This window comes from candidate division WOR-3 bacterium, assembly GCA_039801725.1.
In the GTDB taxonomy this organism is placed as follows: Bacteria; Hydrothermota; Tepidihabitantia; order Tepidihabitantales; family DTDR01; genus DTDR01.
Window position 1 is genome coordinate 47,798 of record JBDRVE010000004.1, and the last position, 25,238, is coordinate 73,035.

Consider the following 25,238-nt stretch of genomic DNA (forward strand, 5'->3'; position numbering starts at 1 on the left):
TTTTAGATAAAAAGCAATAAAGCAAAATTTTTATCATCATTATGATATGTTATAGCAAAAATATAATAATTGTAAAAAAAGCAAGGATATTAATGTGAAAAGTGCTTTCATTAATTTTTCGATTATTTAAACTTATGTAATTTTAGCATGTACTTAAAATTGAAGTTTTAGCAATCTATTTATAATCATTTAGAAAGATTATTTTAATAACTTTTTGATAACAAGTGAATACCAAAGCAAGAAAATAGTTAAGGTTATCTAAAAATTAATAAATTTATTAACAAAAAAATTAAAAAAGGCACCGAAAATGATTATATAAAAAGGATCTAAATTTGTTAGAATTAAAAGAGAAAAAATTATCAAGAAGAAAATAGTTGACCACCAATTACTAAGGATTTTTAAAAAGAAAAATAAACCTGTTTGAAAAATAAATCCAATTATCGCTGGTTTGACGCCAAATAAAAAACTTCGAATATAGAAGTTCTTTTCAATTTTTTGATAAAGTTTTATCGCAAAATAAAGCATTATTGCTGAGGGCAAGAAAATTGCAATGGTAGCGATAATACTACCTAAAATACCTTCTAATCGATAACCAATGAAAGTAGCAATAATTGCTACCGGTCCAGGAGTAATTTGGCTAATGCTTATCCCAATAAGAAAATCCTTTTCTGAAAGATAGTTACGAAAATCAACAAATTCCTGCTTAATAAAAGGAATTGCTGCGTAACCGCCTCCAAAAGTTAAAGCACCGATTTTAAAGAAAAGAATAAATAGTATAAATAAAGAAGCAAAAGAAAATAGAAAATTTGAGGGCTCTTTATTTTCTAACCCTTTTACTAATATTCCCAAAAAACCACAAATAATTATTATAAAAAAAATTTCTACTTTTAAACTTATTAATAGAAAAGCTAAAATAGTAATTATTATTGAAAAAATAATATCTCTCGTTTCTTTATTTCTAAAAATATATTTTGCTAAAGCCACTCCTCCTGAAAACAAAATTGCGGGAATTACCGGTGATAAACATTTATAAACTTTTTCAATTAAACTCAACTCTTGGTAACGAAAATACAAAATGCTTAAAATTAAAGTGAGAAAATAAGCAGGTAATAAAAAAGAAACCACTGAGATAACCATCCCTTTAATCTTTCTTAAAGAATATCCGATAAATTCTACGTAGTTGGGCACAAAAGGACCAGGAAGCATTTGACCAATCGCGACAGCAGTTAATAACTCTTCATCGCTAATCCATCTTTTCTTTTTCACGCAATATTCTCTTATTAAGGACAACATTGCTATACCTCCACCAAAACCTATAAACCCAATTTTAAGAAAAACCATTGCTAATTCTTTGAGACTAACCTTTTTCATCTTTTAATTTTGCCATTTTTGCCTTATTATGAACATATCTTAAAGGTTCAGGAATACGAAAATTTCTACAACAATTGATAATGACTTCTAACGCTTTTTCTTTAGTAATCAAATTTCCTGGAGAAACATAGATTGGTTTTGTCTTTGCTCGGGATCTTAACACAAAGCCAAAAACTTCGTCATTAAGAAAAACGGGTAAATAGGAAAATCTATCCTCTTTTAAACTTCCTACTATTTCGCCAATCAATAAGGACTTAGCGACACCTATTGTTGGTTTATTAAGAATGACCCCTAAATGGGTCGCTATTCCGGCTTTCCGGGGATGTAATATTCCTTGACCATCTACTAAAATTACATCGGGTTTCTTTTTTATTTGCTGGTAAGCTTTTATAATAAACTTTAATTCTCGATAGCTTAAAAATTCTGGTATATAAGGAAAATCAATTGTATCTTTTATAACAACCTCTTCTAAAATAGTTAAATCAGAATAATTAAAAGTAGCAAAACAAGCATACCCATAATTTGAAGAAAAAGCAACATCGCAGGCGCCAATAATTTTTATATTTTTTATTACATCAATTAATTTTACCTTTTGGGCAATTTTCTTTTGTTCTCTTTTTAAGACTTCAATATTTATCAAAGAGTAAAATATTGTTTCTCCAGATTAATTAGTTCTTCTATTCCTTTTTTTGCTAATTGAAAAAGTTTTAAAAAAGTTTCCAAAGAGAAAGATGCTTTTTCAGCTGTTGCTTGAATTTCAACAATTTTCTCGCTTCCTGTCAAAACAACATTCATATCTACTTCGGCATTAAAATCTTCTTCATAATTTAAATCCAAAAGTATTTCGCCATTAACAACTCCCACAGAAATTGCTGCTAAGTAATCGATAATTGGATTTTTTTCTATCATTCCCATACGAAGCATTTTTTTAACAGCATCCATAAGAGCAAAAAAACCACCGGTAACAGAAATCGTCCTCGTACCTCCGTCAGCTTGTAAAACATCACAATCCACATAAAGAGTGATATCTTTAAGAATTGATAAATCAATAACTGCCCTCAGAGAACGGCCAATAAATCTTTTTATTTCTTGAGACCGAGAATTTACTCGCAGGATTGTTGCTTCCCGTGGAATTCTTTGAGAAGTAGAACCAGGCAACAGAGAATACTCAGCTGTAAGCCAACCGCTCTCTTTCCCTAATAAAAAAGGTGGAACCTTCTTTTCATAACTTACAGTACATAATACAATTGTATTCCCAGCTTTTATTAAACAAGAACCTAAAGGATTTTCTAAATATCCAATGTTGACTTCAATTTTTCTTATCTCATCATATCTTCTACCATCTTTTCTTATTACCATTGTTATTCTTGGGGCGCTACTCGCATAACTTTTTCTGGTGAAAAACCTAAAAAATTACGAGCAATTTTTTCAAATTCCGGTGGAATATCGGTAAGGTAGATTATTAATTCTCCTTTTTCTTTTTCTATTTTTTTATAATCTAAAAAACCTACTATTGATCTAGCCAACTCTTCAGCAGAATCAACAACAGCAATTTTGTTTTTAAATATTTCTTTTATTGTTTTTTTTAATAAAGGGTAATGAGTACACCCTAAAAGTAAAGTATCTATTTTCTCTTCTTTTAAAGGTTGAAGATATAACTTTAAAACTTCTTTAGTGATATAATGATTTATCCAACCCTCTTCCACCAACGGTACTAATAAAGGTGTTGGTCGAGCGATAATTTCTATCTCCTTATCATAATTTTTAAAAACTCTCTCATAAGCTCCTGATTTAATTGTGATGCGAGTACCAATCACACCAACTCTTTTACTTTTAGTTTTCTTAATAGCGGCTTTTACTCCTGCTTCAATCACACCGATTATCGGCAAAGAAATTTTGCTCTTTACGTAATCAAGAGCAACTGAAGAAGCAGAATGGCAGGCAATAACAATTACTTTTACTTTTCTTCTCTTCAAAAAATTACAGGCAGCCAAAGTGTATTTTTTAATGATTTCCTCAGACTTTTCTCCATAAGGCAAATGAGCTGTATCGCCAAAATAAAGAATTTTAATTTCCGGCATTATTTTTTTTATCTCTTTTACTACGGTTAAACCTCCTAAACCTGAGTCAAAAACGCCAATCATTTCTTTTGACTAATAAACCTCTTTATTCCTTCAGCAATACCTTTTGCTAATTTATCTTGATACCAATCTTTTATTAAAAGAGCTTCTTCTTTTCGGTTGCTTAAAAAACCACACTCGATTAACACCGCCGGCATGAAAGCACCTTTTAAAACATAAAACCCTGCCTGCTTAACTCCTCGATTCTCGATATCCAGAACTTCACATACCGCATCCTGGATGGCGGCGGCTAGTTCTTGGGATTCTTTTAAAAATTCTTGTTGTGCTAAGTCCGCAAGAATAAAAGCTAAAAGATCATCGTTGACATCACTTTTAGTAATTTCGTATTTAATTACTTCATTCTCGGCTTGCGCTACAGCCCTTTCCCAATCACTCCTCGCTTCTGAAAGAAAATAGACTTCAAAACCACTAGCATAAGAATTTTTTTTTGGTGCCGAATTACAGTGGATACTGATAAATAAATCTGCTTTATTATCGTTAGCAATCTTTGCCCTTTCTGATAAAGAAAGAAAAATATCGCTATTCCTCGTTAAAATGACATCCAAGCCATATTTTTCTAAATACTTTTTTAACTTCCTAGCAATCTTTAAATTTAAATCTTTTTCTTTCGTTCCCATTTTACCAATTGCCCCTGGATCTTTTCCGCCATGTCCCGGATCAATCACTACTAATTTTATTCCCTCTTTTAATCGAGGTAAAAATTTCAATACTACTACGCCTTTCTCTTTATTAATTCGAACATCGCATTCTTTTTTTAAATAAAATTTAATATTAAAACCATCCTCTTTTTTTATTTCATAACTTTTTAAATGCCCCAGCACCGGTAATTTATTAATTTGAGATTTAGCTTGAAAACTTATCTCATAGTCCCGATGGGAGGAACTTTTGGTAGAAAAATAAGCCTCGGAATTTAAATAAAAAGTTATTATAGTGGTGTCCTTTTTTTCATAAACTTTGATTTGAGTAACTTCGGGCACAATAGATTTTTTTTCTATTGGAAATTCCGGTTGAGGAATTTTTATTTTCTCTAAAATTTTTTCACAAGTAAACAAGGATAAAAAATAATTGTTTCCTATTTTTAAAACTGGATAAGGAACTTTTATTTCTTCAAAATTTATTTTTATCAACGGCTTTTCTAAATCAATAATTATTTCTGTCTTTAATGAATCATCAAAAATTAAAAAAACTTTGTTTTCAACAAACCAAGATTGTACGTTTAATCCTTTAATGAAATCGGTTAACAATAAATATTCTTTATCTTCAAAAACGATAGTTTCTGTCGTTTCGTTACCAACAATAATTTTTCGGGCAAAAAGAAAATTAAGAAATAAAAGGAATAAGAAAAAGGATTTTCTTATTACCATTTATATTTATGATAATACCGTTCTTCTCTTTTAAGTGCCCTTTCTCTTAATTCCTTTCTTTTATCAACAACCTTCTTCCCCTTTGCTAAAGCAATTTCAATTTTACACCTTCCTTTATCATTAAAATAGACTTTTAAGGGAATTAAGGTATATCCCTTCCTCTCTATTTTACCGACCAATCTTTTTATCTCATTTTTATGAAGTAGTAATTTTCTTTTTCTTTTGGGATCGGGATTAAAAACGCTTCCTTTTTCATAAGGAGCAATATGGACATCTTTTAAAAACATTTCGCCATTTTCAATTGTACAATAACCTTCTTCAATAGAAATCTTACCTTCTCTTATTGATTTTACTTCACTTCCTTTTAATTCAATTCCTGCTTCGTATTTTTCTTCAATAAAATAATTATGAATAGCCTTTCGGTTTTGAGCAACAATTTTCATTCCTTAGAAATACTCTTATTTTTTCTTAGCTTTCTCCCGATTTTTGAGAAATTTTTCTTTTAACTCAGGATATTTTTTAAGATGCCAACGAATTACCGTTTCGCTCACAGCAATTTTATCTGCCAATTCTTTGATTGAACCTACTCCTTTATTAAGAAGTTTTTTAATTTTATCATACGTACTTTCATCCTCAATCAAAAGAGATTTATAATGAACAAGATAATAAGCCTTTTTATAAGAAATCCCCAACCTTTCGGCTAATTTCGCTACGTTAAAACCAGCCTTCTCGTACTCTTTTTTAATTTTATTATAATCGAATTTTTCTTTTTTCATAGTAATAAATTATAATAAAGAAATATATAAAATCAAGTAAATACAGAGTATAACTCTAAAATATCGTTGTTATTGGAATTTGATAAGTTCAAGTAGAAATACGCTTCTCATTGGCAATCTATATACTTCAGTTTCAATTTATCAGACAAAGGTTGATATTATTCAAAGTAAAGATTATCTCGAACAGAGGGTCTCTGAGTAAGTGATACTATTCTTTTTAGAAACAAAAGAAAAATTTTCATATAAAATATTACTATTAAAAACTGACTCTTTCAAGTAAAAGCCAGGTATCTATTTATTAAGGTTTAAAACAGGAGATTAGGAAGCAAGAAAGAAATTTATATTGACGTAAGAAAATCAAGATAGAATATAAATACTTCATAAAACTGAAATCAATTTTTAGGAAATTATCTTATTTATCTTTAGAAACTAATATTGAGAGTTTATTCAATTCTTAATTCTAATTATTAATTAATATATCTTTCTTAACTCTCATTTTATCGATAATGAAGACTAAATACTATAATATCTCCTATACAGTCCCCTATCCAATAGAAAACAAACTCCTCCTGCTTTATTAAGGTAAATTTTAGAAAATATATTATTTAGTTATTAAATATAGAAAATAGACCGCGTTAAGCACCTCCCTTTTAGGTTTATTTTCAATAACTTATCTAACGAAACTTTCAACATCAACTACTCCTTTTTTCCTTCTATATATAAGACGAAAAAATACCCCTTTAGGTTACCAGTTTTTTTAATTTTTATTAACTTGGTAAAACACGCGCTAACACATTTACTTTTTTCATTTGACTTTTGTATTAAGTATTGATATAATTTTTATGTTATGAAGGCTTATAAATTAAAAAAGGAATATTTAAAGGAATATCTAAAAAGTTTAGAAGACTTTGGAGAAGTTTGGGGACCGATAAAGAAAGGAGATATTGATGTCTATGAAAAAATTAGTGATTATTCCCTATTAAATCTCAATGCCTTAAGACCTATTTTACCTTTAAAAAAATTTCTTATTCCACCAAAATTTAATACCTTCTTTTATACCAAAGATGGTAAATACGAAAATGCCTTAAAGGATGTTAAAAAAAGAATTATCTTTGGTGTCCATCCTTGCGAAATTCATGCTCTTTTAATTTTAGATCGATTGTATAAAGAAAGATATCCTGATTATTATTATTTAATCCATAGGAAGTCAACATTGATCGTTGCTCTTTCGTGTGTTCCTGACGAAAAGTGCTTTGCTCGGTCCTTGAATACTCACTTTGTCGAAGAAGGTTTTGATTTAGGATTTACTGACTTAGATGATTACTATCTTGTTTGGGTTGGCTCTTCAGAAGGAGATGATTTATTACGTTGTCGTTTAGATCTATTTGAAGAAAAAATCACCTCTCAGGATTTAAATCGTTATATTGAATGGCGGAAGTGGCGAGATAATCAATACCAACTTAATTTAGACCTTACTGCGATGCCGGATATTATGGAATTAAGTTATGATTTAGAAATCTGGGAAGAAATTGGCGAAAAGTGTCTTTCTTGTGGAACTTGTAGTATGGTCTGCCCTACCTGTACGTGTTTTAATATTGCTGATTATTTAGGCATCGAAGATGAACCTGGAAAAAGGGAAAGATTTTGGGATAGTTGTATGTTAAAAACTTTTGCCTTGGTTGCTGGTGGCTTTAACTTTCGTGAAAGAAGAGCAGATCGGGTAAAACTTTGGTACACTCATAAATTAAAAGCCTTCATTACCGAATTTGGCAAACCAGCATGTGTGGGTTGTGGTCGCTGTATCGCTAATTGTCCAGTGAATATTAATGTGACTGAAATAACAAAAATTTTAAAAGGAGAGGGAGCTAAAAAATGAACGAAAATTTGTACCAACCTATTCCAATGAGAATTGTAAGAAGATATGATTTAATTGAAAATGTACGTTTCTTCCAAGTAAGGCCGATAGATATTGAAAAAGCCTTAACTATAAACTACAAACCTGGCCAATTTATGATGATCTCTCTTTTTGGAGCTGGGGAAGCCCCTTTTTCTATTTCCTCCTCACCATCTCGTCCTGGTTTATTAGAATTTGGTATTAGGAAAATTGGTGTTCTAACAGAGCAACTGTTTAAATTAAAAGAGAATGAAATAATTCATATTCGGGGACCTTATGGCAATGGATTTCCAATTGAAAAAATGTATGGTTATAATCTAATTATTGTTGCTGGCGGTTTAGGAGCAGTGCCTTTGCGTTCTTTACTTTTGTATGCTTTAGATAACCGTGATTTATTTAAAAAGATCTATTTTCTTTATGGTGCCCGACGACCAAAGGAAATGTTATTTTTAAGGGAATTTTTAGAATTAAAAGAACGAGAAGATTTAGAATGTCTTTTAACAGTAGACAAAGATGATACCGGAACTTGGACCGAGAAAATTGGGGTGGTAACCGAACTTTTCAAATATTTAAAAGATATTGATCCGCAAAAAACCTATGCGGCAGTGTGTGGTCCGCCGATAATGTATCGATTTGTAATTGATAAATTAGTAAGTTTAGAAATCCCTAAACACCAAATTTTAATGACCTTAGAGAGAAGGATGCGGTGCGGTATGGGAAAATGTGGACATTGTGTTATTGGTTCCATTTATACTTGTGTTGACGGACCAGTTTTTACTTATTGGGATGTATTACATATGAAAGATTTAATATAAAATTTAAGAATATGGAAAAGAAATTAAAAGTTGGTTTTTATGAATTTACCGGCTGTGCCGGTGATTTATTAACTATTGTTCACAATGAAGATTATCTTCTAAAAGTTTGGAATTCGGTAGAAATTGTCAGTTTTCGTTTGGCAACAAGCAAACGAAATGAAAAAACAAATTTAGACATTGCCTTCGTTGAAGGTTCGATAACCAGCGAAGAGCAAATAGAAGAACTTAAAAAAATAAGAGAAAAAAGCAAAATTTTAGTAGCCTTAGGGACTTGTGCTTCTTTTGGTGGTTTACAATCAATGTATTCTCACCAAGAGGATTTTTTAACCCGTTTCAACTCCGTTTATCCTCATAAATTTGCTATTTTAAAACCCTTGGAATCAAAACCATTAGAAAATTATGTAAAAGTAGATTATTTTATTCCGGGTTGCCCTATTGATTTTAAACTTTTTCTTTTTAACTTTACAAGACTTTTGAGAAATCTGCCGGTAGAATTACCTTATTATCCTGTCTGTTTAGAATGCAAATGGCGAGAAAACAATTGTCTCCTTTTAAAAAGGATTCCCTGTTTAGGTCCTTTAACTCGTGCCGGCTGCTCAGCAAGATGTCCAACTAACAATCTACCTTGTGTTGGCTGTTTCGGTCCTTACGAAGATTTAAACCTTTCTTCTTGGTTAAAAATCTTTCAAGAAAATAACATTCCTTTTAAGGAATTAGAAAAAAAAGTGAGACTATTTTGGGGAACAAAAGCAAAAGAAATTTTAAAACAACTTAAAAATAAAAGATGAAGAAAATAAAAGTAGATTTAGTTACCCGTGTTGAGGGACACGGAAATATTTATATTGAAATTTACAAGAATAAATTTAAAAGCATCAAATTTGAAATTCCCGAAGGTCCCAGGCTTTTTGAAACCTTGGTCCTTAACAAAACCCCAGAAGAAGTACTGAATATAGTATGTCGGATTTGCGCAATCTGTAATGTTTCCCATCGTTACTCAGCGATTCGGGCATTAGAAAAAATTGGTAATATTAAAGTTCCTAACGAAATTATCCTTTTACGAGATTTAGCTCATTATGGAGAAATGTTAGAAAGTCATGCCTTACATCTTTTCTTTCTTGCCTTGCCTGACTTCTTGGGATTTCCCGATGCTATTAGTATGGCAGAAAAATTTCCGGATCTCGTTCAAATTGGTTTGAGAATTAAGAAATTTGGAAATTCCATAATGGAAAAAATTTTAGGTAGAATGATGCATGGTGAAAATATGATTATTGGGGGTTTTGGCAGATATTTAACCGCTGAAGAACTAATGGACATTAAAAAGGAAGCCGAGCAATTGTTACCGGAAGCAATAAAATCTTGGGAAGTTACTCGTGACCTTCATTATACCACTTTTTGTGAAGAAAGCATGCTTTTTGTTTGTCTAAAACCGCCAACCGATGAATATGGTTTCTGGGGTGATGAAGTATTGATCTCCAATGGAGAAGAATATCCAATTGAAAAATTTTATTCTTTAATTGAAGAAAGAATTGTTCCCCATTCCTCCGCTAAACATTCTTATTATCAAAATCGTCCTTATATGGTTGGTGCTTTGGCAAGAATGAGTTTATTAGGAGAAAGATTACACAATGCCTCGGCAGAAGCTTTTAAAAAGAGTTATAGTTTAAGTTGGATAAGAAATCCGTTATATAACAATCTTGCCCAAGCAATTGAGATTATTTTTTCGTTAGAAAAAGTAATTTCGACGGCGGAAGAACTTTTAAAGAAAACACCCTTCAAAGAAACATTAATAACTTATCAAAAATTTAATGGGAAAGCGGTCGGCAGCGTTGAAGCACCCCGGGGAACACTTTTCCACTATTATGAATTTAAAAATAAAAAATGCGCGAAAGCAAACTTAATTATTCCAACAGCCCAAAATTATGCCTCTATTGAACAGCATCTGAAAGTTTGTGTTTGTAATATAATTAAAAAATTTGGAGTAAAAGAAGAAGAATTAATTAGTGAATCAGAAAAAATTATTCGCGCCTATGACCCCTGTATTTCTTGTTCTTGTCATATTGTAAGAACTTCTTAATATCCCCAAACTTCTTCCAGATAAACTTTTCTTCGACAGGTAGGGCAAAGAATTTGTAAATGGGAAGCCCGGTAAGGAAATTCTTTAGTTTCTATTTTTGGCTCGTAAACCAAACCTAATTCTTTATAATAAGTTAAAAATAAAGTTGGGTTAGCCGAAATTAAAGTTCCAACTTTTTTGGCAACCCAAATTATTTGGTCTTTGGGAGCAATTATTTCGCCACAAGAAGCACAAAGGATTAATTCTTTTTCTATTTCGTTTTTATAATTATCTTTTTTTAAAGAGGCTAAATCAAATTCCGGTGTGTGTTTAATCCCTTCGCCCGTAATACAATATCTTACACATTGACCACAATAAATACATTTTTCTTGATAATGAATAACTTTTCTAATTTTTTTATCTTTATCGTCAATTATCTCTCTTGCCTTAGAAGGACAAACTTCCGCACAAGCACCGCACCCAACACATTTCTCTTCATTGAAAACGATTTTTCCCCGAAAATTAGGAAAAACTTTTGCTGGCCGATAAGGAAATTTTATTGTATAAGGACCCTTAAAAATTGCTTTGATGGCTTCTTTTAATTCTCTTAATTTAGGTTGTCTCATCTTCTTTGCTTATTTGAGAATAACCTTTTTTATCTTCACTAAATTTATCAACAATACTTTTGTACCAAAGTTTTGTTCCAAAAAGTAGTGAACCACGGGATAAAGCATGGGCAGCAACCGGCATTGTAAAAAGAATGAATAAGGCACAAATCAACGCTTTAATTCCCATTTGGGTAAAACCACTAATAAAAAAGATACCAAACATTATACCACAAGTACCAATAGTAACGCATTTTGTTGATGCTTGCATACGATTATATAAATCAGGAAATTTCACTAATCCCAAAGCACCCAATAAATCAAAGATTACGCCCACAATAATAAATATCCAACCTAAATAATAAAAGAACATAAATTCTCCTTTTTAATCATCTAAATTTCTTCCCTCTAAATATTTTGCTAATGCCAAAGTTCCAACAAAAGCCAATATGGCAATGGTAATTGAAAGGTCTAATAAATAAGGTAAATTATAACGAAAAGCCATCAAAGCAGTTATTCCACAGAAAAGAATTGACATAATATCAACAGCAATTGCGCGGTCAGAGATAGACGGTCCTCTTAATGCCCGATAAAGACTAAAAAAGGCAGCCAATGATAAAATAGTAATTAATATACTCATATTTACTCAAAAATCCTTTTTAAATATTTTTCAAAAGTTTGGGCAATTATTTTCTTTGCCTTTTCCTCATCTTCTTCTTTTATCCAAATCCAATGGATATAAAGAGTATCGCCATCTATTTCACAAGTCATTGTTCCCGGTGTCAAAGTAATAGAATTGGCTAAAAAAGTTTTAGCAATATCCGTTTTTAAAGATGTTTTTATTTTTATAATCCCTGGTTTTAAAGGCATACCAGGATGCAAAACTCTTAAAGCAACATCTAAATTCGCTTCTAAACACTTATAAGCAAAGATGGGGATGTAAACTAAAAGCCAAAACCACCGGTGGACTTGGAAAATTTTTATTGGCTTTTCAATAAAATAACCACCAAAAATAATACCGCTCAATAAAGAAACCACAACACCGACAATAATTTCATCGTAATTTAAACTAAAAGTAAGTAAAAACCATAAAATTAAAGCAACAATAAAAAAGATAACCTTTCTCATCATCTCATTAAAACTAATCTTGCGTATTCAATACCTCTAATTATTGCCTCGCTTGCCTTACTAATTAAATTTGGTTCTAGATAATTAAAATAGAAAATACCAAGAATAAGAATTAGAAAGACCAAAAATAGAAAACTTATCGCTATCAAACCCGACTCTTTCACTTCTTCGCCCTCTCTTTTTGTGAAAACTTTATTGGTAATTTTTAATAAATAAGCCAAAGTTAATAATGAAAATATTCCTAAAACAATTGCCAGCCAAAACATTTTTTCTTTGATGGCTCCTAAAATTAAAAATAGTTTTGGGAAGAACCCTAAGAAAGGCGGAATTCCTGCCAAAGAAAGAGCACCTAAAGTATATACTATTCCGGAAAAAGGCATTCTCTTTTTTAAAAAAGCAAGTTCATTAATATCCAAAGTACCCATTTCTCTTTCTACTGGTCCAGCAGTCAAAAATAAAAGACCCTTACCCAAAGCGTGGGCGAAAATTAAAGATAAAGCACCGGTAATTCCCCAAAAGTTGGCAATGCCCAATCCTACAAATATATATCCTATTTGACTTACACTAGAATAGGCTAACAATCTTTTATAATTTTCTTGTTTTAAGGCAATAAAACCAGCAATTATAATCGATAAAATCCCGAGGATAATTAGAATATCAAAATAATGGGAAGCATTATTTCTATTTAAACCAAATACATTAAAGATTAAACGGGAAAGAGCATAAACACCCAAGGTCTTAATGAACACACCAGAAAGCATTGCTGAAATTGGAGCCGGTGCCTGAGAATGAGCATCTGGTAGCCAAAAATGGAAAGGAAAGAGAGCAGATTTTATTAGAAATCCAAAGGTTAGAAGGGAGATAATAAACCAGAATAAAGTTCCCTTATTTTCATTTATAAAAGTATTAGCAATATCTGCCATATTTAATGTGGAAGTCTTTGAATAAATGAGGGCAATCGCTAAAAGAATAGTTAAACCCGCAATCTCACCAATAACCTGGTATTTGAAACTGGCTTCCAAGTCTTCTTTTTCTACACCAAAAGCAACTAACGCATAGGAAGAAATTGCTGAAATTTCAATAAAGACAAAAAGGTTAAATAAGTCACCGGTGATTGCGATACCATTTAAACCAGCAACCATTAATAAGAATAATGTCCAGAATTTCCAGCGACCAGTATAATTATCTAAATAAGTAATCGAATAAATAGCGCAAGCAAAACTCAAAAGATTGATTATCAAAACCATTAACAATGATAAACTATCAAAAGTGAAAACAATTCCTAAGGGAATCGGTTTTATCGGCCATTTACCAATCTCATAGACATAAATATTACCGAAAATTGGCAATAGAAAAAGGGAATAAATACTTAAAATCAATAGTAATGTAGTAATAATATTTCCAATAATATCTGATAATCTTTCCCATATTTTAGAAAGTAAGGGAATTAAAAAAGCACCTAATAAAGGTAAAGCAGTAAATAACGGTAAATAATTCATTCTTTTAACCTTTTTATTTCTTTAATATCAAAAGTTTTATATTTTTCATAAATTCTTATTGCTACGGATAAAAGCAAAGCAGTAGTACCCAAACCAATTACGATTGCTGTCAAAACCAAAGCCTGAGGAATTGGATCAACGAAATTCCTTGCTTGTTGAGCATTAGTATAAATTGGTGCTAAGGCATCTTTTTTATAACCAATAAACGCAAAAAATAGATTTACCGCATATTCCAATAAGCAAAAGCCAATAGCAATTTTAATCAAATTCCTTTTTGTTAATATCGCATAAATACCAATTAGAAAAAGAATTATACAACCTAAATAAGGTAACATAATTACTCCTTCATTATAAATCTTGTTGCAGCAATTGCTAAAAAGATAGCAAAAAGTCCAGCCCCAACTTTTATGCCAATCGCTACATTACATAAAGGTATTATTCCCGAAGAAAAAAGCATAAAGACTTTTCCTTTTGGTAAAAAATTATAGAAAAATTGAGAACCTAAAATAAGACCAAATAAAGCAATAAGAACAAACAAAAGTCCACCAATACTTTCGAAAATTGAAGAATAAATATAACTTATCCTTTCTTTTATCTCTTCACTACCGAAGGCGAGGATTAAAAGAATAAAGGAAGCAGAAATTATTACTCCGCCAGCAAAACCACCGCCAGGAGTTAGATGACCGTGAAAAATAATATATATCCCATAAAGAAAGATTAAACCTACCAAAAGTTTCGTTATTGTTTTTACAATAATTGTCATTCCCCTCATTTTATTTTCCCTATCTTTCTTAAAATTGTTAATACTCCAATTACCGAAGTAAAAAGAACAGTTGCTTCTCCTAAAGTATCATATCCCCGAAAATCTAAAATAACTGCTGCCACTTGATTGGCTGCCCTTATCTCTTCAAATCCTTTCGCTAAATAATGGGAAGCAATTTTCATAATTGGCATTCCAAATTGAGGTAATTCTTTTAACGCCAAAATAGAAAGAATTAAAAAGAATATTCCAAAAAGGACAAAAACTCCTTTTGTTAAATAATCTCTTACTTTCATTCTCTCTTCTAAGGTTGTATCAATATGGGTAGTTTTTAATATCACTCCAACAAAGATAACTACTGTTAAAACTTCAACAACTATTTGGACAATTGCCAAATCAGGTGCCTGGGTTAAAATAAACATAATCGCTACTGAAAAACCAACAATTCCTAAAGAGATTGCTGAAGCAAGTAAATCTTTAATCTCTACCGCAACAATTCCAGCACCAATAGCCACTATTAATAAAATATAAAGTTCAATCATAAAACTAAAATTAATAAAATTATAATAATTCCGATAAATATTACAACTAAATAATCACTCAGAATTCCTGATTGAATTTTTCTTAATAAACCACCAAAAATTTCTGAAAGATAAGCAATTACCTGATAGATTAATTCTAAAATGTAATCAATCACTTTTTTAAACAATAAAGATAAAACACCAAAAATTGCCTTAAAATAATTGTAAAAATCAAAACTACCTTCTTCGCCAAATTCATATCCTTTACTTAATAGTGGTGCTTCTTTGATTGGTGAATAGAATTGGTCGCCAGAAAAATGTCTCTCTTCCTCTTTTAACATTTCACCACCAACAAAAATTTCCTTTCTTTCGACTTTCTTTATCGTTCTCAATAAATAAATAATAAATCCAATAATAGTTCCCAAGATAATTAAGATAAATGCCAATAATGGTTGCCAAAATCCAAATTCTTCAATTTTAAATGGTAAAGAAGGATAAATAAGTCCCTTTAAAGGCAAAGGAATTGCTAATATACCAAATAAAACACATAAAAATGCCAATAAAGTTGAAGGAAACCATAATGAAAAATTAACCTCTTTTATCCTTTCATATTCTTTTGGTCTTTCACCAAGAAAGATAGAATGGGTTAACTTTAAAAAGGAAGCCAAAGTAAGGATACTACCAAGCATTGCTGCCAAGAGATATAAAGGAAATAGATAATTTCCTTCTTTATATAAATAAATAACTCCTTGATAAACCATCCATTTTGAGAAAAAGCCGTTTAATGGCGGAATTCCCGAAATTGCTAAAGCAGAAATCAAAAAGGAGGTAAAGGTTATTGGCATATTAGTTGCTAAACCACCTAACTTTTCAATTTTTGTTTCTTTAGTCCAGAACTCCACTTGACCAGTAGTTAAAAAGAGAGCAGTTTTATAAATCACATTATTAAGCATATGGAAAAGACCGCCAGCAATACCAATAGGAATTCCAGTACCAATTCCTAAAACCATATAACCAACTTGGGATACAGCATGGAACGAAAGTAACCTCATCGCCTCTTTTTGGATTAGCGCCATTAATACTGCTGCTAAAATTGTTATTGAGCCAATTATCATTAAATAATTTTTCAATATAAAATTGGTATTCAAATCAAAAAGATAATAACTTGCTCTTAAAAGAAGATAAATTCCCAAAAGTTTATCTAAGGACGCTGGAATAAATGCCATTGTTGATGCTGGCATAACTTTGCTAATATCTGGTATCCAAGAGTGGAGCGGAATAGCACCTGCCTTCGCAAAGCAACCGATTGTAATTAGAATAAAAGCAAGGATATTTATAGTATTATTTAAAGATAATCGCCAATTTAAAGAAATATTGCCGTAGGAAATGAATAATAAGGCAAGCCCAAGGATTAATAGAAAATCACTCAATCCTAAAATAAAGATACTCTTTATAAAAGCAGATTCACCGTTATTTTTAGTAGTAAGTTGGAAAAAGCCAAAGATTAAAGAAAGCAAGATTCCCCAAAAGATTATTAGGGTTAAAATATCTCCTGCCAAAGCAATTCCGCAACCAATTGCGCCGATTAAAAGCAGATAATAAAAGTATTCTTTTTTCTTTTCATAGTATTTTAAATAACGGATAGAATAAATTAAAATCAAAAGGGTAAAAAGGGAAATAAATAAAATAATAAAACCACTTAATTTATCAATACTAAAATTTAATACATCAAAAATCTTTCTTGTTATTTCTATTTTTCTTGACATAAGGAAAATTCTTATTGCGTAATAAAAGTTTAAGAAGGCTCCTAAGAAATAAAACTCATTTCTTAAAAAATTAATTAAATAACCTAAAAATCCAAAAATTATCGGTAAAACAATTAAAAGTTCAAAACTGCTCATAATATTTTAAAAAAGTAAACTAAAAATATAATTCCAAATATTAATAATAAAAGTCCAAAAATATAAACAATGGAATTAGCGATAATATTTTCTCCTTTCTCTTTTTTTAATAGCGGATAAAATTTTAAGGTATAAAGTAAAGTGAAAAGGGAACTAATTATTGCTAAAATTCCTAAAAAGATATTTATTTTTAAACTACCAATAATAATCAGTAGTTTGCCAACAAAACCTAAAAGAGGTGGAATTCCCATTAAAGATAACGATAAGAGTGCTAATCCAAAATTAGTTCCGTTATCTTCTTTTGCTTCCATTTTATAAAATAATCCAGGCTTGGCTAAGGCATGGGAAAGGATTAAAATTAAACCACCAATTATTCCGTATTCATTTTTTAAAGCGAAACCTAATAAAATAAAAGAAAGTTGGCTGATTGTGGAATATGCCAAAATCCTTTTTATCTCCTTCTCAAAATAGGCAATTCCACCAGCAATTATTGAAGTAAGAATTGCTAAAATAATAACAAAATAATAGAAACTACTTTCCACTTCCAACCAAAAAGAAGTAAATATTTTGTAAAAGATAATTAAACCTAAATTTTCAGCAATTCCGCAAAGAAGGGCAATCACTGGTATTGGCGAAACTTCGTAAACCGGAGGTAGCCAATTATAAAAAGGAACAATCGCTGATTTCGTAAAGATACCACAGGAGAGTAAAATACCTGAAGTTAAAGAAATATTGTAAATATTTTCTAAATTAAAAGCCTCAAAGGAAATTCTCTCAATATTATTCTCTGTTAAAATCAATAAAATTCCGATTAACATCAATATCGCACCAGCAAAATTAAAGTATAAAAGGTAATTACCTGCCTTAATATTCTCTCTTCTTATTAATACCAATCGCCAAGTTGCTAACGTGGATATTTCAAAGAAGATATAGATTAATAAGAGATTGTTAGAGATAATGATAAAATAACTGGCAATAATAAGCAGAATTAAAAAGAGATAGAATTCAAAATTCCTCACTAATTTATCTTTAAAAGAATAAATTAAGGTTGCCAAGAAGGGAAGGAGAAAGGTAAATAATAAGTATTGATTTACAAAATTTTTATCTAAAATCATATTTTATTATATTTCCTTTTTAATTTTTCGGTCAATTCCCAAGATAATTTTAAGATATCTTCATAATCCATAATCTTTTTTTTATCAGCATACACCGCAATCCTTTCGGTACAACAATAGCAAGGGTCAACAGCGGCCAAGGTTAATGCCGCATCAGCAATTGAATAACCAACACAGGCATAAGCATTAGAAGCAATATTCATATAACTTGGCGCCCTTATTTTATGTCTAATCGGATGGTTCATTCCGCTTGTCCTTACATAGTGAAAAACTTCTCCTCTTGGTGCCTCTGCCCTGCCAATTCCTTCGCCCATTGGAATCTCATCAACTTTCGTCTCAATCTCTCCTTTAGGCATCTTTTTTAAACATTGTCTAATTATCTTTATTGATTCTAAACATTCTAACAATCTTACTTTTGCTTTTGCTAATACATCTCCCTCTTCAAAGGTAATCACATCCCATTCAATTCTATCATATGCCGCGTGTGGATCATCTTTTCTCACATCTATTTTTAAACCACTTGCCCGCGCGGTCGGACCAACAACACCATAATCAATTGCCACCTCTTTTGGTAAAATCCCAACATCCTTTAATCTTGCTAAAATTACCGGATCATCTAATATTGCCTTGGTAAACATCCAAGTTGCCTTTTCTACTTCTAATAGGATATTCTCAATCACTGGTATCTGTTCATCTTTTATATCCCATCTGACACCACCAACTTTATTCATCGCATAATGGTTTCTATTTCCCGTAACCATTTCAAAAATGTCTAATATTGGTTCCCGATATTTCCATGCCCACATCCAAACGGTATTATAACCAATAAAATGACCAGCCAGTCCCAGCCAGAGAAAATGAGAATGGATTCTTTCTAATTCGTGATTTATTGTCCTTATATATAATGCCCTTTCTGGTACCTGGATTTTTGCCGCATCCTCTACCGCCTGAACAAAAGCCAAAGGATGGGAATTGGAACAGATACCACATATCCTTTCTACTAAATAGGCAATTTGCTCATAAGTCATTTTTGGTGATAAAAATTCGTGTCCCCGATGATTATAACCAATATTTATCTCTACCTCTACCACCTTTTCTCCTTCAACAATTAATTTAAAGAATTCTGGCTCTTCTTGTAAAGGATGATAAGGACCAATTGGAATAACTCTTCTCATATCCCTTCGTAATCTCTCCTTAAAGGATGTTTATCTCTTGGCCAATCTTCACTTGTTAGTAATGGTTTTAAGTTTTTATGACCAATAAAATTAACTCCCAGAAGTTCCCAAATCTCCCTTTCAATCCACTCGCTTGCCTTTGTTATATCAGAAATTGTATCAACTTCTGGATTATCTCGATCAGTAATAATTTTTACCGTGTAATATGTGCCGGTTTTATCTTCGGAAAAATGGTAAAGGATTTCTATACCATCTCTCGTATCAACACCGGTCATAATAGATAACCTTAAACCTTTCTCTTTATGTAAAAAATAAGCAATCTCTCTAATCTTTTCTTTACTTATTTTTAGATATAATCTTCTTTTGTTATGTTCGTAAACTTCTATTTCGGGAAATCTATTTTTTATCTCTGTTAACAATTCACTCATAATTTACTTAATGCCTTAACCACACCAGCAATTATCGCTTCTGGTTTTGGAGGACAACCAGGAATATAAACATCCACTGGTATATGTTTATCATAAGGTCCAACAACATTATAAGAGTCTTTAAACATATGACAATCACAGGCACAGGTGCCGACCGCAATCACTAAACAAGGTTTTGGTGTCTGATTATAAACTTCTAAAACCCTCGGTAAAGTCTTTCGATTGATAACTCCGGTAACCAACAAAGCATCCGCATGTCTTGGTGAGCCAACCAATAAAATACCAAATCTCTCAACATCAAAACGGGGAGTTAAGGCAGCCAAAATTTCAATATCACAATTATTACAAGAGGCTGCCGCTACATGGAAAACCCAAGGAGATTTCTTTAATGCCTTTAACTTAATACTCATAAGCCACTCAATACTAAAATAATTCCTAAAATTGAAAAAGGTCCTAATATAAACCAGAAAAATTTCAATGCCTGGTCAATCCTTAACCTCGGATTAGTATTTTTCATTAAAACGATTAATAAGAAAATAATTAGGAATTTGATAATAAATGTAAAAATATTTCTTGCTGGCCATAATAATGATATTAATAAAGCAGGTAAAGATAAAAGTAATATCGCTCTTGCCAATTTAAAAAGCGCCAAACAAACTCCTGAATATTCTAAAATTGTTCCCGCCATTATCTCTTGTTCTGCTTCGGCAATATCAAAAGGCACATAGCCCAATTTTGCTTGAAAGATAAAAAGTAAGGTTAAGGCACTGATTATTCCTGATAAAGAATAAAGAAAAGGTAAATTCGTTTGTGCCAAAATTATTTCTCCCATTTTAATCTTGCCACCTGCTTTTATTATCGGAATAAGTAAGGCAAAAATAAAAGGAAGTTCATAACTAATTAACAATGTCATTTCCCTACTGGCACCACAAGCACTTAACGGATTACGCGAAGAAGAAGCACCTAAAATAAAACCAACAGGCACCATAGTTAGAAAATATAAAATAACAATTATATCACCTAAAAAAGATTTCTGAGGATATAAAAGAAAATAGTAAATCATTGTGCCACTAATCAAGGCACTCAAAAAAGATAAAATTGGCGCAAAAAGAAAGGTTAATTTACTACTATTAACTGGAATAATTACTTCTTTTAATAATAGTTTAAGAAAATCAGCATAAGGTTGATACCAAGGTGGACCAACCCGCCACTGGATCCTTGCGGTTATCTTTCTATCAAGAAAGGTTAAAAACATTCCAATAACTGTTAAGAAAAGAAAACCAGGGAAAATTAGGAAATTAAATAATAGAGTTAATACATTCATACCCTTCGCCAATAAGGTGAACGGGATATATATCTTACACCAACCTTAACTTTTTCCACTTCCTTTTCGGTGATAAATCTCAAAGCACCAGTCGCACAAGAATTGGCACATCTTGGACCTTGCTCATTTTGATAGCAGAGATTACATTTTTGGGTTACATGGTTAAGTAAACTATTTTCAATCACACCAAAAGGACAGGCCAAAGCACAACTTTTACAACCAACACAATGAAAACTTGCCTGAAAGATAATATTTCTCTCTTTGTCCCTTTTAATCACATCAAAAGGACAGGCAGCAGCACACAAAGGCTCTTCACAATGCTTACAAGCATGCGATAAGATAACCGTTGGTTTAATCTCATTAATTGTTATCCTTCTTTCATTCTCAAAATAACTACGACAAGCCGATTCACAAGACCGACAACCAATACACAAATCTAAATCTAAAAAGAGATATCTCCTTTCACTCATTCTAATATTAAAGGATTAATTATAATAAATTTTTCTTTCTCGTCAAGAGAAATCGGAAAATACCTTCTACTTGTTAAATCTTCCAATTCTAAAATTGCCAGATTCTCCGGAAGTTCCTCTTTAATCTTTATCGGCAAAGAAATTTTTGTTTCTCTTTCCCTTTTCAAATATAAATAATTATCCTTCTCAAAGAGCTCTAAGAAATAAAAGGGCTCCCTTTTACCAACTACTACCAAATTATTTTCTATTCTCTCTTTATTCTCTTTGTAAAAACTTAGATAATTATTAAACCTTTCTAAAATATCCTTCTCTTTATAAACTTTCTCTTTTAAGTAATCAAAATCCTGAATATCTATCTTTAAATGAGAATTAATCTCTTCTAAGATTTCCGAAATAGTCCGACTTCCCGAATAAGGAGGAATTAAATTTTTATCTTCTATTGGCAAACTTTGGGGTAAAAGATAGATAGAAGAAAGAGTATCCAAAGGCATCTGATAGAAACTTGTTAAATATATCTTCTCACAATTTTTAAGTTTTTCATAAACTTGGGGATAAAAGAAGGATAAGATACTACCAAAGTTTATCAAAACTCTTATCTCTCCTTTTTCTATTTTTTCTAAAATCTCGCCAAAACTAATAGCCAAAGGAAGATGGTTGAAATTCTTTAAGCCAATAAAATATAAGTTGGTTTTTTTATTACAAAGAAGTTGTGCCAATAAGGAGTATAAGATGGGCTCAAAACTTTTACCACTTTCCAAAGAGATTATTACCACACCATTTTTAGATGCCAAAATCTTTTCGGAATACAATTCAATTAAAAAGGGATTTATACCGGAAAGTTTTTCTATCTCTTCTATTTTAAAACCTTTTGTTTTTATTATCTGGGCTTTTTCTAAAATCAAAAATAATACCAATAACTCAGTACCGATTTTTGGAACTAAAAATTGATTAGTAAAACCGGCTGCCCGATTTCTAAATACATCTATTCCGTATAATAAAACATTCTTATCTTCATACTTCCTTTTTAAAATCCTTCTTGCGACAATGGGAAAACTACCAAAGAGATCGCCAATCATTAAAATGAAATCTGCCTTGTCAATCTTTTCTAAATCACCTTCTTTTACACCATTTGCTTTAAAGGAAAAGAAGATATCAGGCTCTAAATAACTGGAAAAGATATTTTCAATCCCAAAGGATTTAAAGAAACTATATATCTTTTTCTTATCTTCCTCTTTTAAATAGGCATCTAAACCAATTGCTACTTCTTCTTTCTTATAGGTCTTTAAATCTTTTACAAGTTCTTTGAGGACATCTTTAAAGTTTTTCTCTTCTTTCTTACCATTATTTATAAAAAGGGGAAGGGATAACCTCTTTGGACTATCTAACAAAATTGGAATGGTATTACCTCGGGCACAAAGGGGTCCTTCATAATGAATAGCAAACTTAAATTTCTCTTTCTTGATTGTTAAGGGGCAATTCAAAAAACAGAAAGGACAATTTATTTTTACCATATCAGATAAAGGGGTCTTCAATATCTTTTATCTCTTGCCAAGTTAATACCGGACCATCTTTACAAACAAAATATCTTCCCATCCGACAATGGCCGCACATCCCAACCGCACAAGACATATTCTTTTCCATTGATAAGTAAATATTCTCTTCTTTAAAGTTCTTTTCCAATAATTTTTGTAAGGTAAATTTCATCATCAATGGTGGTCCACAAACAACCGCACAAGCGGTATTCACATCACAAGGAATCTCATCTAACAAAATAGTAACAACACCAACTTTCCCCTTCCAAGTCTCATCACCAACATCAACGGTCAATTCAATATCCACATTCTCAATCTTCTGCCATTCAAATAATGAATTCTTATAGACCAAATCCCTTGGTGTTCGGGCACCATATCTTATATAAACCTTTTTATATTTAGATAAATCGTGTAATAATGCGAAGAATAAACTTCTCAAAGGTGCCATCCCAACTCCACCACCAACAATAAATACCTCTCTTCCCTCAAACTTCTCCAAAGGATAAGGCTTACCAAAAGGACCTCTTAAACCAACATAATCTCCCCTTTTAAGATTAAATAAACCATTTGTTACCCTGCCAACCCTCATAATCGTAAATTCTATCTTCTCTTTATCATAAGGAGATGAAGAGGGAGTAAAAAATCCTTCACCAATCCCAAAACAGGTCAAAGCAGCAAATTGACCTGCCAAAAAATTAAATTCCTCTTCGGGTTTTAAGACAAAAGTTCTAATTGTTGGTGTCTCGTCAATAATATCTAATATCTTTGCCTTGATTGGCTTAAATAACCTACTCATAAACTTAATAAAATCTTTCTAATATCAATCTTTCCCATACAGACCGAAAAACACCGACCACATCCGGAACAGGCATAGAAATTATAATCAGAATAGAAATTACTAAATTTACAATGGAAACGGTTCCTTCCCCTTTTATAAAACTCTGCCCGTGGATTTAAACCACCAGCAACCCGAGCATACATTGGATGATAACAGGTATCCCAAACCTTTATCCTTTCATAATGCTCTTCTACCTTATAATCACTCAAAAGAAAACAGAAACAGGTAGGACAGACATAAAGACAACCAAAACATTCCACACAACTTTCTAAATTTTTATCCCAAAAATCCTTTTCACCTTCTAATACCTTCTTTTTGATATCCTCTTTTAATTCCTTTTCATTTATCTTTTTTAAGGTAAAATAGGCATTATCTCTTATCTCCCTTCTTCTTTCCAAAATCTCTTTATCTGCTTCTTCTTTTCTTACGCCAATCTTATCTTTCAACAATTCCTCTCCCCTTTCGGTAAATACCTCTACCAAAATTTTATTATCAACAAAAGAAAGATTTAAATCAGGCAAAACTCCATCAATATCTTTCTCGCAATAAGGCTTCAAACCAACCAAATTACAAAAACAGGTATCTTGCGGATAAGGACAATCAGCCGAAATAATCAAAGTATTCTCTAATCTTTCTTTAAATTCCTCGAAAACAAAATCCTCTTTTAGATACATCTTTTTCAAAACCGCCAAAGGTCTTAAATCGCACACCTTGGCACCAACTAATAAAACCTTTTCTCTCTCTTCCAAATCTTCACCATTACCAAAACTTGCTACCTTTTCTTTTGGAAGCGAAAAAATTGCCTTTAAAGGTTCCCTCACACGGATATTTTCAAAAACCGAAAGAGAAAACCTTTCCAGTTTTTCCTTATTTAAAATTGCTATATTGGGAACTTTTTGACCATCAAAAATTTCCGGAACAAAAATCTTATAACTATTTAACCACTGATGTAAAAGATTTCTGAAAGATATTTCATCTAAAACAAAAATCATAAACATAAATTATACTAAAAAAAATTTTTATGTCAAACATTATCTTCACCTTCTAAAACCTCATTAAGGCGATACTTATCAATTAGGTCTTTTGCTATCGGAATGCCAACTTCCCTCATCGCCTTTAAATGCTTCCTTATACGCCACCACTTCTCATCTTGATACTCATCAAAAGTTAAACCCTTCTTTTTAATATCTGAACCATTATTGCTATCAGAAGTCCCACCAAAAGTTTTACAAATCTCTTTGAACTCTTTGCTATCTCCTATCCTACAAAGACCCGAATTTGGGAATCTATTTTCACATTTATTAGGCATCTTTTGGGTATTCTCACTATTATTCTCCTCTTTCTTAACCTCTTCTACCTTTTTATTTAAACTTTCCACTCCCTTTCCAACCTCCCTTCCGCTCTCACTTCCGTTCTGCCTTCCGTTACTACCTAAGATATTTTTAAAGATATTGCTAAAGATATTATTAAAGATATTATTAGGATTGATTGATAATTTATTACTAATCTCTTTTATTATTCTATTTAT

Annotated in this window: 30 protein-coding genes; 4 read left to right on the forward strand and 26 right to left on the reverse strand. The window is 31.3% G+C overall.

What is annotated here, in order from left to right:
• Window positions 1–258: 258 nt before the first annotated feature.
• Genes chrA through ABIK75_01690 form a run of 7 tightly spaced genes read right to left on the reverse strand, consistent with a single transcriptional unit; the run spans window position 259 to window position 5,652 of the window.
• Window positions 259–1,371 carry a chromate efflux transporter gene (gene chrA, locus ABIK75_01660; protein MEO0089803.1) on the reverse strand — a complete coding sequence of 371 codons (1,113 nt, stop codon included), beginning with the start codon at window positions 1,369–1,371 and terminating at the stop codon, window positions 259–261.
• A complete protein-coding gene (locus ABIK75_01665; GenBank protein ID MEO0089804.1) occupies window positions 1,358–2,011 on the reverse strand; it encodes an endonuclease V in 654 nt (217 codons plus the stop codon). Before ABIK75_01665 ends, chrA begins: the two co-directional genes overlap by 14 nt.
• Entirely contained in the window at window positions 2,008–2,724 is a 717-nt protein-coding gene (gene rph, locus ABIK75_01670; GenBank protein MEO0089805.1) for a ribonuclease PH, read from the reverse strand. The genes ABIK75_01665 and rph overlap by 4 nt, the downstream gene beginning before the upstream one ends.
• A gap of 8 nt (window positions 2,725–2,732) precedes the next feature.
• Window positions 2,733–3,515, reverse strand: a complete 783-nt coding sequence (gene murI / locus ABIK75_01675) for a glutamate racemase (protein ID MEO0089806.1) — start codon at window positions 3,513–3,515, stop codon at window positions 2,733–2,735.
• Complete coding sequence (locus tag ABIK75_01680; GenBank protein MEO0089807.1) at window positions 3,512–4,876, reverse strand: N-acetylmuramoyl-L-alanine amidase; 1,365 nt, start codon at window positions 4,874–4,876, stop codon at window positions 3,512–3,514. The genes murI and ABIK75_01680 overlap by 4 nt, the downstream gene beginning before the upstream one ends.
• On the reverse strand, window positions 4,870–5,319 hold the full coding sequence (smpB, locus tag ABIK75_01685; GenBank protein ID MEO0089808.1) for an SsrA-binding protein SmpB: 450 nt from the start codon (window positions 5,317–5,319) through the stop codon (window positions 4,870–4,872). The genes ABIK75_01680 and smpB overlap by 7 nt, the downstream gene beginning before the upstream one ends.
• Window positions 5,320–5,334: 15 nt before the next feature.
• On the reverse strand, window positions 5,335–5,652 hold the full coding sequence (locus ABIK75_01690; GenBank protein ID MEO0089809.1) for a hypothetical protein: 318 nt from the start codon (window positions 5,650–5,652) through the stop codon (window positions 5,335–5,337).
• 847 nt (window positions 5,653–6,499) lie between these two features.
• On the opposite strand from ABIK75_01690, the gene ABIK75_01695 reads away from it, so the two are divergent.
• Genes ABIK75_01695 through ABIK75_01710 form a run of 4 tightly spaced genes read left to right on the forward strand, consistent with a single transcriptional unit; the run spans window position 6,500 to window position 10,435 of the window.
• Window positions 6,500–7,528 carry a 4Fe-4S dicluster domain-containing protein gene (locus tag ABIK75_01695; protein ID MEO0089810.1) on the forward strand — a complete coding sequence of 343 codons (1,029 nt, stop codon included), beginning with the start codon at window positions 6,500–6,502 and terminating at the stop codon, window positions 7,526–7,528.
• Complete coding sequence (locus ABIK75_01700; protein MEO0089811.1) at window positions 7,525–8,361, forward strand: FAD/NAD(P)-binding protein; 837 nt, start codon at window positions 7,525–7,527, stop codon at window positions 8,359–8,361. Before ABIK75_01695 ends, ABIK75_01700 begins: the two co-directional genes overlap by 4 nt.
• Before the next feature lie 11 nt (window positions 8,362–8,372).
• The gene (locus tag ABIK75_01705) at window positions 8,373–9,149 is read left to right on the forward strand and encodes a sulfhydrogenase 1 subunit delta (protein ID MEO0089812.1); all 777 of its coding nucleotides are present in this window, start codon (window positions 8,373–8,375) and stop codon (window positions 9,147–9,149) included.
• Window positions 9,146–10,435, forward strand: a complete 1,290-nt coding sequence (locus tag ABIK75_01710) for a Ni/Fe hydrogenase subunit alpha (GenBank protein MEO0089813.1) — start codon at window positions 9,146–9,148, stop codon at window positions 10,433–10,435. Before ABIK75_01705 ends, ABIK75_01710 begins: the two co-directional genes overlap by 4 nt.
• Here ABIK75_01710 and ABIK75_01715 read toward each other — a convergent pair.
• The 19 genes from ABIK75_01715 to ABIK75_01805 all read right to left on the reverse strand — a co-directional run.
• Complete coding sequence (locus ABIK75_01715) at window positions 10,432–11,040, reverse strand: 4Fe-4S binding protein (GenBank protein ID MEO0089814.1); 609 nt, start codon at window positions 11,038–11,040, stop codon at window positions 10,432–10,434. The two genes, ABIK75_01710 and ABIK75_01715, sit on opposite strands and share 4 nt — an antisense overlap.
• A complete protein-coding gene (gene mnhG / locus ABIK75_01720) occupies window positions 11,027–11,392 on the reverse strand; it encodes a monovalent cation/H(+) antiporter subunit G (GenBank protein ID MEO0089815.1) in 366 nt (121 codons plus the stop codon). Before mnhG ends, ABIK75_01715 begins: the two co-directional genes overlap by 14 nt.
• Before the next feature lie 12 nt (window positions 11,393–11,404).
• Window positions 11,405–11,659 (reverse strand): monovalent cation/H+ antiporter complex subunit F, encoded by a 255-nt coding sequence (locus ABIK75_01725; protein MEO0089816.1) that lies wholly within the window; start codon window positions 11,657–11,659, stop codon window positions 11,405–11,407.
• 2 nt (window positions 11,660–11,661) lie between these two features.
• The gene (locus ABIK75_01730; protein ID MEO0089817.1) at window positions 11,662–12,147 is read right to left on the reverse strand and encodes a Na+/H+ antiporter subunit E; all 486 of its coding nucleotides are present in this window, start codon (window positions 12,145–12,147) and stop codon (window positions 11,662–11,664) included.
• The gene (locus ABIK75_01735; protein ID MEO0089818.1) at window positions 12,147–13,646 is read right to left on the reverse strand and encodes a proton-conducting transporter membrane subunit; all 1,500 of its coding nucleotides are present in this window, start codon (window positions 13,644–13,646) and stop codon (window positions 12,147–12,149) included. The genes ABIK75_01730 and ABIK75_01735 overlap by 1 nt, the downstream gene beginning before the upstream one ends.
• Window positions 13,643–13,981 carry a sodium:proton antiporter gene (locus tag ABIK75_01740; GenBank protein ID MEO0089819.1) on the reverse strand — a complete coding sequence of 113 codons (339 nt, stop codon included), beginning with the start codon at window positions 13,979–13,981 and terminating at the stop codon, window positions 13,643–13,645. The genes ABIK75_01735 and ABIK75_01740 overlap by 4 nt, the downstream gene beginning before the upstream one ends.
• Window positions 13,982–13,983: 2 nt before the next feature.
• A complete protein-coding gene (locus ABIK75_01745; protein MEO0089820.1) occupies window positions 13,984–14,409 on the reverse strand; it encodes an MnhB domain-containing protein in 426 nt (141 codons plus the stop codon).
• A gap of 5 nt (window positions 14,410–14,414) precedes the next feature.
• Window positions 14,415–14,948 (reverse strand): hydrogen gas-evolving membrane-bound hydrogenase subunit E, encoded by a 534-nt coding sequence (gene mbhE / locus ABIK75_01750; GenBank protein ID MEO0089821.1) that lies wholly within the window; start codon window positions 14,946–14,948, stop codon window positions 14,415–14,417.
• Entirely contained in the window at window positions 14,945–16,828 is a 1,884-nt protein-coding gene (locus ABIK75_01755; protein ID MEO0089822.1) for a proton-conducting transporter membrane subunit, read from the reverse strand. Before ABIK75_01755 ends, mbhE begins: the two co-directional genes overlap by 4 nt.
• On the reverse strand, window positions 16,825–17,943 hold the full coding sequence (locus ABIK75_01760; GenBank protein ID MEO0089823.1) for a complex I subunit 5 family protein: 1,119 nt from the start codon (window positions 17,941–17,943) through the stop codon (window positions 16,825–16,827). The genes ABIK75_01755 and ABIK75_01760 overlap by 4 nt, the downstream gene beginning before the upstream one ends.
• Window positions 17,940–19,118: a nickel-dependent hydrogenase large subunit gene (locus ABIK75_01765; protein ID MEO0089824.1), complete on the reverse strand. Its 1,179-nt coding sequence runs from the start codon at window positions 19,116–19,118 to the stop codon at window positions 17,940–17,942. The genes ABIK75_01760 and ABIK75_01765 overlap by 4 nt, the downstream gene beginning before the upstream one ends.
• On the reverse strand, window positions 19,115–19,546 hold the full coding sequence (locus ABIK75_01770; protein ID MEO0089825.1) for an NADH-quinone oxidoreductase subunit C: 432 nt from the start codon (window positions 19,544–19,546) through the stop codon (window positions 19,115–19,117). Before ABIK75_01770 ends, ABIK75_01765 begins: the two co-directional genes overlap by 4 nt.
• Entirely contained in the window at window positions 19,543–19,956 is a 414-nt protein-coding gene (locus tag ABIK75_01775; protein MEO0089826.1) for an NADH-quinone oxidoreductase subunit B family protein, read from the reverse strand. Before ABIK75_01775 ends, ABIK75_01770 begins: the two co-directional genes overlap by 4 nt.
• Window positions 19,953–20,870 carry a complex I subunit 1 family protein gene (locus ABIK75_01780; GenBank protein MEO0089827.1) on the reverse strand — a complete coding sequence of 306 codons (918 nt, stop codon included), beginning with the start codon at window positions 20,868–20,870 and terminating at the stop codon, window positions 19,953–19,955. Before ABIK75_01780 ends, ABIK75_01775 begins: the two co-directional genes overlap by 4 nt.
• Window positions 20,867–21,340: a 4Fe-4S dicluster domain-containing protein gene (locus ABIK75_01785; protein MEO0089828.1), complete on the reverse strand. Its 474-nt coding sequence runs from the start codon at window positions 21,338–21,340 to the stop codon at window positions 20,867–20,869. Before ABIK75_01785 ends, ABIK75_01780 begins: the two co-directional genes overlap by 4 nt.
• Entirely contained in the window at window positions 21,337–22,851 is a 1,515-nt protein-coding gene (locus ABIK75_01790) for a hypothetical protein (GenBank protein MEO0089829.1), read from the reverse strand. The genes ABIK75_01785 and ABIK75_01790 overlap by 4 nt, the downstream gene beginning before the upstream one ends.
• Window position 22,852: 1 nt before the next feature.
• Window positions 22,853–23,668, reverse strand: a complete 816-nt coding sequence (locus tag ABIK75_01795; GenBank protein MEO0089830.1) for an FAD/NAD(P)-binding protein — start codon at window positions 23,666–23,668, stop codon at window positions 22,853–22,855.
• The gene (locus tag ABIK75_01800) at window positions 23,665–24,702 is read right to left on the reverse strand and encodes a 4Fe-4S dicluster domain-containing protein (protein MEO0089831.1); all 1,038 of its coding nucleotides are present in this window, start codon (window positions 24,700–24,702) and stop codon (window positions 23,665–23,667) included. The genes ABIK75_01795 and ABIK75_01800 overlap by 4 nt, the downstream gene beginning before the upstream one ends.
• A 32-nt stretch (window positions 24,703–24,734) precedes the next feature.
• A partial coding sequence (locus ABIK75_01805; GenBank protein ID MEO0089832.1) for a hypothetical protein occupies window positions 24,735–25,238 on the reverse strand: 504 nt, incomplete at its 5' end.

Coding starts and splice junctions, on each gene's coding strand:
- chrA (MEO0089803.1), bottom strand. CDS start 1,371: ATGAAAAAGGTTAGTCTCAAAGAATTAGCAATGGTTTTTCTTAAAATT.
- murI (MEO0089806.1), bottom strand. CDS start 3,515: ATGATTGGCGTTTTTGACTCAGGTTTAGGAGGTTTAACCGTAGTAAAA.
- ABIK75_01680 (MEO0089807.1), bottom strand. CDS start 4,876: ATGGTAATAAGAAAATCCTTTTTCTTATTCCTTTTATTTCTTAATTTT.
- smpB (MEO0089808.1), bottom strand. CDS start 5,319: ATGAAAATTGTTGCTCAAAACCGAAAGGCTATTCATAATTATTTTATT.
- ABIK75_01690 (MEO0089809.1), bottom strand. CDS start 5,652: ATGAAAAAAGAAAAATTCGATTATAATAAAATTAAAAAAGAGTACGAG.
- ABIK75_01695 (MEO0089810.1), top strand. CDS start 6,500: ATGAAGGCTTATAAATTAAAAAAGGAATATTTAAAGGAATATCTAAAA.
- ABIK75_01700 (MEO0089811.1), top strand. CDS start 7,525: ATGAACGAAAATTTGTACCAACCTATTCCAATGAGAATTGTAAGAAGA.
- ABIK75_01705 (MEO0089812.1), top strand. CDS start 8,373: ATGGAAAAGAAATTAAAAGTTGGTTTTTATGAATTTACCGGCTGTGCC.
- ABIK75_01710 (MEO0089813.1), top strand. CDS start 9,146: ATGAAGAAAATAAAAGTAGATTTAGTTACCCGTGTTGAGGGACACGGA.
- ABIK75_01715 (MEO0089814.1), bottom strand. CDS start 11,040: ATGAGACAACCTAAATTAAGAGAATTAAAAGAAGCCATCAAAGCAATT.
- mnhG (MEO0089815.1), bottom strand. CDS start 11,392: ATGTTCTTTTATTATTTAGGTTGGATATTTATTATTGTGGGCGTAATC.
- ABIK75_01725 (MEO0089816.1), bottom strand. CDS start 11,659: ATGAGTATATTAATTACTATTTTATCATTGGCTGCCTTTTTTAGTCTT.
- ABIK75_01730 (MEO0089817.1), bottom strand. CDS start 12,147: ATGAGAAAGGTTATCTTTTTTATTGTTGCTTTAATTTTATGGTTTTTA.
- ABIK75_01735 (MEO0089818.1), bottom strand. CDS start 13,646: ATGAATTATTTACCGTTATTTACTGCTTTACCTTTATTAGGTGCTTTT.
- ABIK75_01740 (MEO0089819.1), bottom strand. CDS start 13,981: ATGTTACCTTATTTAGGTTGTATAATTCTTTTTCTAATTGGTATTTAT.
- ABIK75_01745 (MEO0089820.1), bottom strand. CDS start 14,409: ATGACAATTATTGTAAAAACAATAACGAAACTTTTGGTAGGTTTAATC.
- mbhE (MEO0089821.1), bottom strand. CDS start 14,948: ATGATTGAACTTTATATTTTATTAATAGTGGCTATTGGTGCTGGAATT.
- ABIK75_01755 (MEO0089822.1), bottom strand. CDS start 16,828: ATGAGCAGTTTTGAACTTTTAATTGTTTTACCGATAATTTTTGGATTT.
- ABIK75_01760 (MEO0089823.1), bottom strand. CDS start 17,943: ATGATTTTAGATAAAAATTTTGTAAATCAATACTTATTATTTACCTTT.
- ABIK75_01765 (MEO0089824.1), bottom strand. CDS start 19,118: ATGAGAAGAGTTATTCCAATTGGTCCTTATCATCCTTTACAAGAAGAG.
- ABIK75_01770 (MEO0089825.1), bottom strand. CDS start 19,546: ATGAGTGAATTGTTAACAGAGATAAAAAATAGATTTCCCGAAATAGAA.
- ABIK75_01775 (MEO0089826.1), bottom strand. CDS start 19,956: ATGAGTATTAAGTTAAAGGCATTAAAGAAATCTCCTTGGGTTTTCCAT.
- ABIK75_01780 (MEO0089827.1), bottom strand. CDS start 20,870: ATGAATGTATTAACTCTATTATTTAATTTCCTAATTTTCCCTGGTTTT.
- ABIK75_01785 (MEO0089828.1), bottom strand. CDS start 21,340: ATGAGTGAAAGGAGATATCTCTTTTTAGATTTAGATTTGTGTATTGGT.
- ABIK75_01790 (MEO0089829.1), bottom strand. CDS start 22,851: ATGGTAAAAATAAATTGTCCTTTCTGTTTTTTGAATTGCCCCTTAACA.
- ABIK75_01795 (MEO0089830.1), bottom strand. CDS start 23,668: ATGAGTAGGTTATTTAAGCCAATCAAGGCAAAGATATTAGATATTATT.
- ABIK75_01800 (MEO0089831.1), bottom strand. CDS start 24,702: ATGATTTTTGTTTTAGATGAAATATCTTTCAGAAATCTTTTACATCAG.